This window comes from Streptomyces sp. NPDC000594, assembly GCF_040299965.1.
In the GTDB taxonomy this organism is placed as follows: domain Bacteria; phylum Actinomycetota; class Actinomycetes; order Streptomycetales; family Streptomycetaceae; genus Streptomyces.
The window spans coordinates 93,204-104,224 of the sequence record NZ_JBEPCY010000027.1; the positions used below are offsets into that span (position 1 = coordinate 93,204).

General features: G+C 75.7%; 1 protein-coding gene (only partly in view). It reads left to right on the forward strand.

What is annotated here, in order from left to right; genetic code table 11:
- Positions 1-10,892, forward strand: partial view of a non-ribosomal peptide synthetase gene (locus tag ABT354_RS28475; protein ID WP_351498912.1) — the 3' portion only. 6,439 nt of this gene lie to the left of the window's left edge; only the last 10,892 of its 17,331 coding nucleotides appear in the window; the start codon falls outside the window, past its left edge; it ends in the stop codon at positions 10,890-10,892.
- The last annotated feature ends 129 nt before the right edge of the window (positions 10,893-11,021 follow it).

The window sequence follows — 11,021 nt, forward strand, 5'->3', positions numbered from 1 at the left end:
CGGTCACCCCCGAATCCCCCGTGCTCACCGGGTCCCCGGAGGAGACCGGGGTCCGGGACGCCGCGCGGGTGTTCCCCGGTGAACGGCCCCACCCGGACGGCGCCGCCTATGTCATCCACACCTCGGGCTCGACCGGCGACCCCAAGGGTGTCGTCATCTCCCACCGGGCGATGGCGAATCTGCTGGACGCCATGGCCCACACCCTGGACAGCGGGCCGGGACAGCGGCTGCTCGCGGTGACCACCGTCAGCTTCGACATCGCCGTCCTGGAGCTGTACGTCCCGCTGATCACCGGGGCCACCGTGGTCCTCGCCGACCACGACGAGGCCCGGGACCCGCTGCTGCTCGCGGGGGTCGCCGAGCGCACCGGGGCGACCCATCTCCAGGCCACGCCCTCGCTCTGGCGCGGTATCACCGAGACCGCGCCCGAGCTGCTGGACGGGCTGACCGTGCTCAGCGGCGGCGAGCCGCTCCCCGCCGATCTGGCGGCGGAGCTGGCCGGCCGGGGCGACCGGCTGGTCAATCTGTACGGGCCGACCGAGACCACCGTCTGGTCGACCGTGGCGGAGCTGCCCGAGGGCGTCGAGCCCCATGTGGGCGGCGCGCTGCGCAACACCACCCTGCGGATCCTCGACGGCTGGCTGCGGCCGGTCCCCGAGGGGGTCGCCGGGGAGCTGTACATCGGCGGCTCCGGTGTCGCCCGGGGCTATCTGGGCCGGGCCCCGCTGACCGCGAGCCGCTTTGTCGCCGACCCCGCGGGACCGCCCGGGGCGCGGCTCTACCGCACGGGCGATCTCGCCGCCCTGCGGCCGGACGGCACCCTCCATGTCCTGGGCCGGGTCGACCACCAGCTGAAGGTCCGCGGCCACCGGGTGGAACCGGGCGAGGTGGAGGCCGTGCTGCGCACCCATCCCTCGGTCGGGGACGCGGTCGTCATCGGCTCCCCCGACGCCTCCGGCGCCACCCGGCTCGTCGGCTATCTCACCGGGGACGCCGCAGGTGTCCGGGAGTTCCTCGCCGAGCGGCTGCCGGAGTATCTGGTGCCCTCGCTCCTGATCGAGCTGGCGGAGATCCCGCTCACCCCCAACGGCAAGACGGACCGGGCCGCCCTGCCCAGTCCGGAGTCCGCCGCGTCCGGCGGTCAGACCCGGGCCCCCCGAGACCCCCGCGAGGCGGTCCTCACCGAGCTGTTCGCCGATGTCCTCGGGCTGCCCCGGGTCGGGCCGGACGACGACTTCTTCCGACTGGGCGGGCACTCCCTGCTGGCGATGCGGCTCGCCAACCGGCTCCGGGCCACCCTCGGCGCCGATGTGGCGCTGCGGGATGTCTTCGACCATCCGACGCCCGCCGCGCTCGCCGGTACCGTGCTGCCGCGCGGCACCGGGCGCGCTCCCCTCACCCCCCGCACCCCGGTCCCCGGTGAGCGGCTGCCGCTCTCCTTCGCCCAGAGCCGGCTGTGGTTCCTGCACCGCCTGGACGGGCCCAGCGCCACGTACAACCTCTTCCTGGTGCTGCGCCTCGGCGGCGAGCTGGACATCGAGGCGATGCGGCGGGCCGTCGGCGATGTCGTCGTCCGTCACGAGAGTCTGCGGACCGTCTACCCGGACACCGAGGGACTGCCGTACCAGCACATCCTGGACGAGGAGGCGGCACGGGCCGCCGCGGACATCTCCGTGCGCACGGTCGCCGAGGCCGATCTGGAGCAGGCCGTGCACACCGAGGTGACCCATCCCGTCGACATCGTCACCGAGATACCGCTGCGGGTACGGGTGCTGCGCACCGGGACCGACCATGTCCTGTGTGTGATGCTCCATCACATCGCCGGTGACGAGTGGTCGATGCGCCCGCTCACCGAGGATCTGCGCACCGCCTACGCCGCCCGGGTCAGCGGCGCCGAGCCCGGCTGGCAGCCGCTGCCCGTCGGCTACGGCGACTACGCGGTCTGGCAGCACGAGCTTCTCGGCACCGAGGACGACCCCGAGAGCCTCGCCGCCCGGCAGGCCGCCCACTGGCGCCAGGCGCTCGCGGGCTCCCCCGAGGAGCTGGCCCTCCCCTACGACCGGCCCCGGCCGGCCGAGGAGCACCACGACGGCAGGACGGTGACCTTCGAGATCGGCACCCGGACCCATCAGGTGCTGCGCAGCCTCAGCGCGGAGACGGGCACCAGTGTCTTCATGGCGGCCCAGGCCGGGCTCGCGGTGCTGCTCGCGGCGCACGGCGCGGGCACGGACCTGCCGATCGGCACCCCGGTCGCCGGGCGCACCGACGCCGCCCTCGACGATCTCGTCGGCTTCTTCGTCAACACCCTCGTCCTGCGGACCGATGTGAGCGGGAACCCGACCTTCCGGGAACTCCTTGCCCGGGTGCGGGATCTCGACCTGGCCGCCTTCGACCACGCCGATCTGCCGTTCGAGCAGCTGGTGGAGATGATCGCGCCGGAGCGGACGCTCGCCCGCAACCCGCTCTTCCAGGTGATGCTGGTCTTCCAGAACGTCTCCGACGAGGAGCTGACCCTGCCCGGACTGACCGTCACCCCGGTCAGCGCCGACCCGCACACCGCGAAGCTGGATCTGATGGTCACCCTCGCGGAGCGGCCCGGCGGGGCGGGCATCACCGGCATGCTCACCTTCCAGACCAGCCTCTTCGACGAGTCCACCGCCCGTGCGCTCGCCGACCGGTTCACCGCGCTCCTCGCCGCGCTCGCGGAGCGGCCGGATCTGCCGTTCCACCGGGCCGGGGTGCTCACCCCGGCCGAGCGGGCCCGGATCCTCGCGGCCGGTACGGGTGAGACCCGGCCGCTCCCGGCCGGCACCCTGCCGGAGCTGCTCGCCGACGGATACCGGAGCGCACCCGCCGACCGGGTCGCCCTGGTCGACGGCGACACCACGCTGACGACGGCGGAGTTCGACGACCGGGTGGGGCGGCTCGCGGCCCTGCTGCGGGAGCGGGGGGTCGGTCCGGAGGTCCGGGTGGCCGTCGCCCTGCCGCGCTCCGCCGAGCTGGTGGTCGCCCTGCACGCGGTGCACCGGGCCGGCGGCGCCTATGTGCCGCTGGACACCGGCCACCCGGCCGAGCGGATCGCGCATGTCCTCGGGGACAGCGCGCCCCGGGTGGTGGTGAGCCGTACCGGGTACGCCGATTCCCTGCCCGTCCCCGACGGCGTGGAGGTCCTGCTGCTCGACGCGCCGGAGACCGGGGCCGCGCTCGCCGCCGCCCGTCCGGCGGCGGTCCACCCCGGGCTGCGTCCCGGGAACGCCGCGTACCTCCTCTACACCTCGGGCTCCACCGGCCGCCCCAAGGGCGTGACCGTCAGTCACGCGGGGCTGGTCAACCGGCTGCGGTGGATGGCGGACGAGTACGGGATCGGCCCGGCCGACCGGGTGCTCCAGAAGACCCCGGCGAGCTTCGATGTCTCGGTGTGGGAGTTCTTCCTGCCGCTGCTGACCGGCGCCCCGCTGGTCGTGCTGGAGGACGGGCACCACACCGACCCGGCGCAGGTCGCCGCCGCGATCCAGCGGCACGGGGTGACCGTCGCGCACTTCGTCCCCGCCATGCTGGCCGCCTTCGCCGCCGAGCCGTCCGCGGCCGGCTGCGCCACGCTGCGGCTCGTCGTCGCCAGCGGGGAGGCCCTGCCCCGGGCGGTCGCCGACGGTCTGCGCGCGGTGCTGCCCGGTGCGGTGCCGCACAATCTGTACGGGCCGACGGAGGCCACGGTCGATGTCACCGCCTGGCCGGCCGTCTCCCCGGACCCCGGCGCCGACGACTCCGGTCCCGGCTCCGGGGGTGTGCCCATCGGCCGCCCCGTCCACAACACCGGTGCCCATGTCCTCGACGCCTGGCTGCGGCCGGTGCCCGACGGGGTCACCGGGGAGCTGTATCTGAGCGGCTGCCAGCTGGCCCGGGGCTATCACGCCCGGCCCGCGCTGACCGCCGAGCGCTTTGTGGCCCATCCCTTCGGCGCCCCGGGCGAACGGCTCTACCGCACCGGCGACCTGGTGCGCCGCCGGCCGGACGGTGCCCTGGTCTTCATCGGCCGGGCCGACGGCCAGATCAAGCTCCGGGGCCTGCGGGTCGAGCTGGGCGAGATCGAGGCGGTGCTCGGCGAGGAGCCGGAGATCGCCTCGGCCGCCGTGCTGCTCCGTACGGACCAGCCGGACAGGCCCCTGCTGACGGCGTATCTGGTGCCCCGGGGCGACGCGGTGCCCGATCGGGAGGCGCTCTCCGCCCGGCTGGCGGAGCGGCTGCCCGCCCATATGGTGCCCGCCGCGATGATCACGCTGGACCGGCTGCCGGTGACGCCCAGCGGCAAGCTGGACCGGGCCGCGCTGCCCGCCCCCGACCTGGGGGCGGACGCGGGCGGGGCCGCCCCGCGCGGTATCCGCGAGGCGCTGCTCACCGGGCTCTTCGCCGAACTGCTCGACATCCCGGCGGCCGGGGCCGAGGACAGCTTCTTCGCCCTCGGCGGCGACAGCATCCTCTCCATCCGGCTGGTCGCCCGCGCCCGCCGGGCCGGACTGGCCCTCACCCCCCGGGAGGTCTTCGAGCACCGGACGCCCGCCGCGCTGGCCCGGGTCGCCCGGACCCTGGACGCCCCGGGTGCCCGGGTCCTGCCGCCGACCGGACGGCTCCCGCTGACCCCGGTCATGCGCTGGGCGCGGGAAGCGGGCGTCCTGGCGGAGCTGTACGAGTGGCGGGCGCTGGTCACCCCGCCGGAGGCGACCCCCGCCACCCTCGCCGCCGCCCTCGGCCTGCTCATCGAGCGGCATCCGGTGCTCCGGGCCGTCCTGGTGCCCGAGGGGGCGCTGGACATCCCGGCGGAGCCCGCCGGAGCGGTGCCACCGCTTGTGACGGCCGATCTCACCGGGGTGCCGGACGCGCTGGTGCCGGAGCGGCTCGCGGAGCACGCCGCCGAGGCGATCGGCCTGCTGGACACCGCCGAGGGGCACCTGGTGGGTGCCGTCCACGCCGATCTCGGCCCCACGCGGGGCGGGCGGCTGCTACTGGCCGTCCACCGGCTGGCGGCGGACGAGGAGTCCTGGCCGGTGCTGCTGGACGATCTGGCCGCCGCCCATGCGGCGGTGACCGGGACGGCCGGGTCGGCGACGCCGGACGGCACGCCGGAGGACTGGCCGGAGGGCACACCGGAGGGCACGACCTCCTTCCGGCAGTGGGCCCTGGGGCTCGCCGACGCCGCGACGGAGCCGGAGCGGCGCTCCGAGGACGCGATCTGGCTGGCCCGGGACACCGCCCCGGCGCCCGCGCTGGGCTCCACCCCGGACACCGGTGACACCCCGGCGGACGTCGCCCGGCTCACCGAGGCGCCCGCCTCCGTGCACGGCACCGTCCACGATGTGACACTCGCCACCGCCGCCACGGAACCGGACCGGCGCTCCGAGGACGCGATCCGGCCGACCCGGGGCACCACCCCGGACACCGCCGGGACCTCCGCGGAGGTCGCCCGGGTGACCCGCACCCTCACCGGTGCCACCGCGCGCGCCCTGCTCACCGAGGTACCCGCCTCGGTGCACGGCACCGTCCAGGATGTGACGCTCGCCGCCGCCGCGCTCGCCCTCGCCCAGTGGCGACGGGAGCGCGGAGACACCGCCCCCGGGCCGGACGTCGTGGCGGTACGGAGCCATGGGCGCGCCGCGGGTGTGGTGCCCGGCAGCGATCTGTCGCGTACGGTCGGCTGGTTCACCACCCGCTTCCCGGTGGTCCTGGAGATCCCCGGGGCCGACCCGGCCGGGGCCGCCGAGGACGGCACGGCCGCGCGGAACGCGCTGATCGCCGTGAAGGAGCAGCTCCGGGCCACCCCGGACGGGGGCGTGGGCCATGGTCTGCTGCACCGGTTCGGCGACCGCGCCGGCGCGCCGCCGCGTACCCCGGAGATCTCCTTCGCCCACCACGACCTGCCCGCCGGGTCCGCTCCCTCGGCCCCGGCGGGATGGCCGGTAGCACCGGAGACGGTGACGGTGACCGGGCGCCACCGCGCCCCGGTCCTCTTCCCCCTGGAGATCACCACCACCGCCGTGGACGGCCCCGACGGCCCGGTCGTCACCGGCACCTGGGCCCATCTGCCCGCCGTGCTGGCGCCCGAGGACGCCGAACGTCTCGCCGATCTGTGGTGCGCGGCCCTGCTCACCCTCGCGGACCTGGCCGCGCCCGCCACCTGGACACCGTCCGACTTCCCGCTCGTGGCGCTCGACCAGGCCGAGGTGGGGGCGCTCCAGCGCCACTTCCCCGGGCTGACCGATGTCTGGCCGCTCGCGCCGCTCCAGGAGGGCTTCCACTTCCTGACCGAGCTGGCCGGGGACGGGCTGGATGTCTACACCATGCAGCTGGTGCTGCGGCTGGCGGGCGCGCCGGATCCCGAGGCGCTGCGTGCGGCCACCCGGGATCTGCTGGACCGCAACGCCAATCTGCGGACCGCGTTCGTGAGCACCGCGGGCGGGCGGGCCGTGCAGGCCGTCCTGGCCTCGGTGGAACCGGATGTCACCATCACCGATCTCCGCGGGGCCGGCGACGGCACCACGGGGCCCGGTGACGGGTCCGCGTCCGGCTCCGTATCCGCGTCCGGTGACGGGTCCGGGTCCGGCGATGTGCTGGCGCGGCTGGCCGAGGACGACCGGCTGCGCCCCTTCGACCTGTCCGCCCCGCCGCTGCTGCGGCTGCGCCTGGTCCAGCTGCCCGCCGACGGCGGCTGCGCGCTGATCGTCACCAACCACCACGCCGTCCTCGACGGCTGGTCGGTGCCGCTGCTGCTGGAGGAGTTGTTCCAGCTGTACGCGGCCCGCGCCGGCGACGCGCCCGTGCCCGCCCCGCGCCGGTCCTTCCGGGAGTATCTGCGGTGGCTGACCCGGCAGGACCCGGAGACCGCCCGCGCGGCCTGGCGTACCGCCCTCGACGGGACCGTCGAACCCACCCTGGTCGTCCCGGCGGACCCGGCGCGCCGGCCGGTGCCCTCGCGGCACCTCACGTACACCGTCGACGCCTCGCTCTCCCGGCGGCTGGCGGAGCTGGCCCGGATGGCCGATGTCACCCCCAATACGGTGATGCAGTTCGCCTGGGGGCTGCTCCTCGCCCGGCAGACCGGGCGGGAGGACGTGCTCTTCGGCGCCACCGTCTCGGGCCGCCCGCCGGAGGTCGACGGTGTGGAGGAGATGACCGGGCTCTTCATCAACACCGTGCCGGTCCGGGTCGATCTGCGGCGGCCGGCGGGCGGTGGCACGGTCCGCCGGGTCCTCGCCCGGCTCCAGGACGAGCAGTCCCGCCTCACCGCGTACCAGCATCTGGGCCTCTCGGCGATCCAGCGGCTCGCCGGTCTGCCGCAGGCCACCTCCGGCGAACTCTTCGACACCCTGCTCGTCTTCCAGAACTATCCGGTGGACGCGGAGGGTCTCCAGGCGGCGGAGGAATCGGGCGATCTGCGGGTCACCGGGGGTACCAGCATCGGCGACACGCACTATCCGCTGACGCTGGTCGTCGCCCCGGCCGCCGGGAAGCTGCTGCTGGAGTACCGTCCGGACCTCTTCACCGAGGCGGCGGCCCAGGCGCTCCTCGACCGGCTCGCACATCTGCTGGGGGAGCTGGCCGACCGGCCGGAGTCCCCGGTGCACCGGATCGAGGCGCTGCCCCCGGCCGAGCGGGAGCAGATCCTGACCGGCTGGAACGCCACCGGCCACCCCCACCCCGAGCAGACCCTGCCGGAGCTGCTCGCGGAGCGGATCGCGACCGACCCGGAGGCGCCCGCCGTCGTCAGCGGCGACACCGTCCTCTCCTTCGCCGAACTCGGCGCCCGCTCGGCGCGGCTGGCCCATCTGCTCACCGGGCACGGCGCGGGACCCGAGGAGGTCGTGGCGCTGATGCTGCCCCGCAGCGAGGAGATGCTCGTCGCCATCATGGCGGTGCACCGCGCCGGGGCGGCCCATCTCGCGCTCGACCCGGACTACCCGGCGGAGCGGCTGGCCTTCATGGTCCGTGACACGGCGCCGAGGCTGCTGCTCACCACCCGGGCGCTGGCCGACCGGGCGGCGACCGCCGGCGCGCCGGTACCGGAGGTCGTGGTGGTGGACGACCCGGGGACAGTGGCGCTGCTCGCGGGGCTGCCGGACACCCCTCCGGTGACCGCGCTGCGGCCGGACCACCCGGCGTATGTCGTCCACACCTCGGGTTCCACCGGCACCCCCAAGGGGGTCGTCGTCTCGCACCGCAATGTGGTCAGCCTCTTCCACAGCCACCGGCGGAATCTGTACGAGCCGGTGGTGGAGCGGACCGGCAGGCGGCGGCTGGCGGTCGGCCACGCCTGGTCGTTCTCCTTCGACGCCTCCTGGCAGCCGCAGCTCTGGCTCTTCCACGGGCATACGGTCCATGTGCTCTCGGAGGAGATCCAGCGCGACCCGGAGGCCCTCCACCGCTATCTGCGGGAGCACACCATCGACTTCATCGAGGTGGCGCCCTCGGTCCTGGCGGAGCTGGAACGCGTCGGACTGACCGAGGGCGGTCACTGCCCGGTGCCGCTCCTCGGGGTCGGCGGCGAGGCGGTGCCGCAGGAGCAGTGGACGCGGCTGCGGGAGCTGCCGGGGACGGAGACCGTCAATCTGTACGGCCCGACCGAGTGCACCGTGGACTCGGTGTTCGCCCGGGTCGGCGAGCACGACCGGCCGGTGATCGGGCGGCCCGTGGACAACGCCCGGGTCCATGTACTCGACGCCTGGCTGCGGCCGGTGCCCCCGGGGGTCTCCGGTGAGCTGTACATCGGCGGCGCCGGACTGGCCCGGGGCTATCTGGGCCGGGCCGGGCTGACCGCCGAGCGGTTCGTGGCCGATCCCTTCGGGGGCGGCGGCGGCCGGCTGTACCGCACGGGCGACGTGGCCCGGTGGACCGCCGACGGGGCGGTGGAGTTCCTCGGCCGGGTGGACGACCAGATCAAGATCCGTGGTTTCCGGGTGGAGCCGGGCGAGATCGTGGCCGCGCTGACCGCCCTGGACGGTGTCGACCGGGCGGTGGTGGTGGCGCGTACGGACAGCGGGGTGCGGCGGCTCGTCGGCTATGTGGTGCCCCGGCCGGGGGCGGCGCCGGACCCGGTGGCGCTCCGCGCCGGGCTGGCCGGGCGGCTCCCGGGCCATCTGGTGCCCGCCGCCGTCGTCGTCATCGCCGAACTGCCGCTGACGGCCAACGCCAAGCTGGACAAGGACCGGCTGCCCGCGCCCGACTTCGGGGCCTCGGCGGTCGGCCGGGAGCCCGTCGGGGCGGCCGAGACCCTGCTCTGCGCGGTCATGGCGCGGGTCCTGGGGCTGCCCAGGATCGGCGCCGACGACGACTTCTTCGCCCTCGGCGGGGACAGTCTGGTCTCGCTCCATCTGGTGGCCGCCGTACGGGCGGAGGGCTGGAAGCTCTCGCCGCGCGAGGTGTTCGATCTGCGGACGCCCGCCGCGCTCGCCGCGGTCCTCGGCGACGGCGCGTCGCCGGTCGCCGCCGAGGATCCCTCGGCCGCCGTCGGGGAGACCCCGCTCGTCCCCGGTCTGGACCGGCTGCGGGAGCTGGACGGGCCGCTCGCCCGGCACTGCCAGTCCACGGTGCTGCGGGTCCCCGCCGGGCTGCGGCGGGACGGGCTGGTCACCGCCGTCCACGCGCTGCTGGAGCGTCATCCGGTGCTGCGGGCGGCCCTCGACCGGCGGCCCGGGGAGCACTGGCGGCTGTCGGTGCCCGGCCCCGGCGGGGACACCGGTGCGGCCGGGGCCCTGGTCGAGCGGGTGGCGGTCGCCGAGGTCCCGGACGGCCCCGAACTCGCCCATGTGATCGGGGAGAAGCTGCTGGAGACCGTGGAGCTGCTGGACCCGGACCGGGGCCGGATGCTCCGGGTGGTCTGGTTCGACGCGGGCGCGTCGCGGCCGGGCCGGCTGCTGATCCTGCTCCACCATGTGGTCGTGGACGCGGCCACCTGGCGGGTCGTCCACGGTGATCTGCGCGCGGCGTGGGAGGCCGCCCATGAGGGGCGGGAGCCCGCGCTGCCGCCGGTGCCCACCTCGTACCGCACCTGGACCCGGCATCTGGACACCCTGGGTGCCGGGCGGGAGGGCGAACTGCCGTACTGGCGGGGGGTCCTGTCCGATGTGGGGGGCCCGCTGGCCGGACGGCGGCTGGACCCGGCGGTCGATGTGGTACGGACCCTGCGCCGACTCGAAGTGCGGCTCGGGCCCGAGGAGACGGGGCCGCTGCTGGGGGCCGCCGCCCTGCGGGACGCCGGTTCCGTGCGGGCCGTGCTGCTGGGGGCGCTGACCCCCGCCTTCGCCCGGTGGCGGCGCGACCGGGGCGAGACAGCGGCCGACCGCACCACGGTCGCGCTGGAGAGCCACGGCCGGGAGCAGGAACTCCTGCCGGGCGCCGACCTCTCCCGTACCGCGGGGCGGTTCACCTCCGTACACCCCGTGGTGCTGGACGCCCGGGGAGCGGGGGCCGACCCGGAGCGCGGCCCGGTCGAGCTGGTGGGCCGGATGGCCGGGGCGCTGGCGTCCGTACCGGACTCGGGGATCGGTTACGGTCCGCTGCGGCGGCTCCATCCCGGTCTCGGGGAGGAGCCGGAGGTGCAGTTCGACTATCTGGGCCGGTTCGCCGTCCCCGGCGGCCGGGCCGACAACGGGACCGCCGGGGCCGTCGGGGTCGACTGGGGCGGTGCGCCCGAGGCGGGAGTCCTCGGCAGCGGGCGGGACCCGGAGGCGCCGATCACCCATGTGCTGGACATCACCGTCTCGGTGGGCGACGGCCCCGGCGGACCCCGGCTGGACGCCGGCTGGGTCTGGGCCGGCCGGCTGCTCACCGAGGCCGAGGTGCGGCATCTGGCCGACGGCTGGACCGCCGCGCTGCGGTCCCTGGCCCGGGTGTACGGGGCATAGGTGACCCGGTCCGGGCCGGATACGGCGGTGCGCGCCGGGGACCTCGGCCGAGCCGGAGACGGCGGCCCGGAGCCTGCCGCCGAACGCCTCGCGCAGCTTGGCGTAGACGAGGGCGTCGGCGACCTTGTG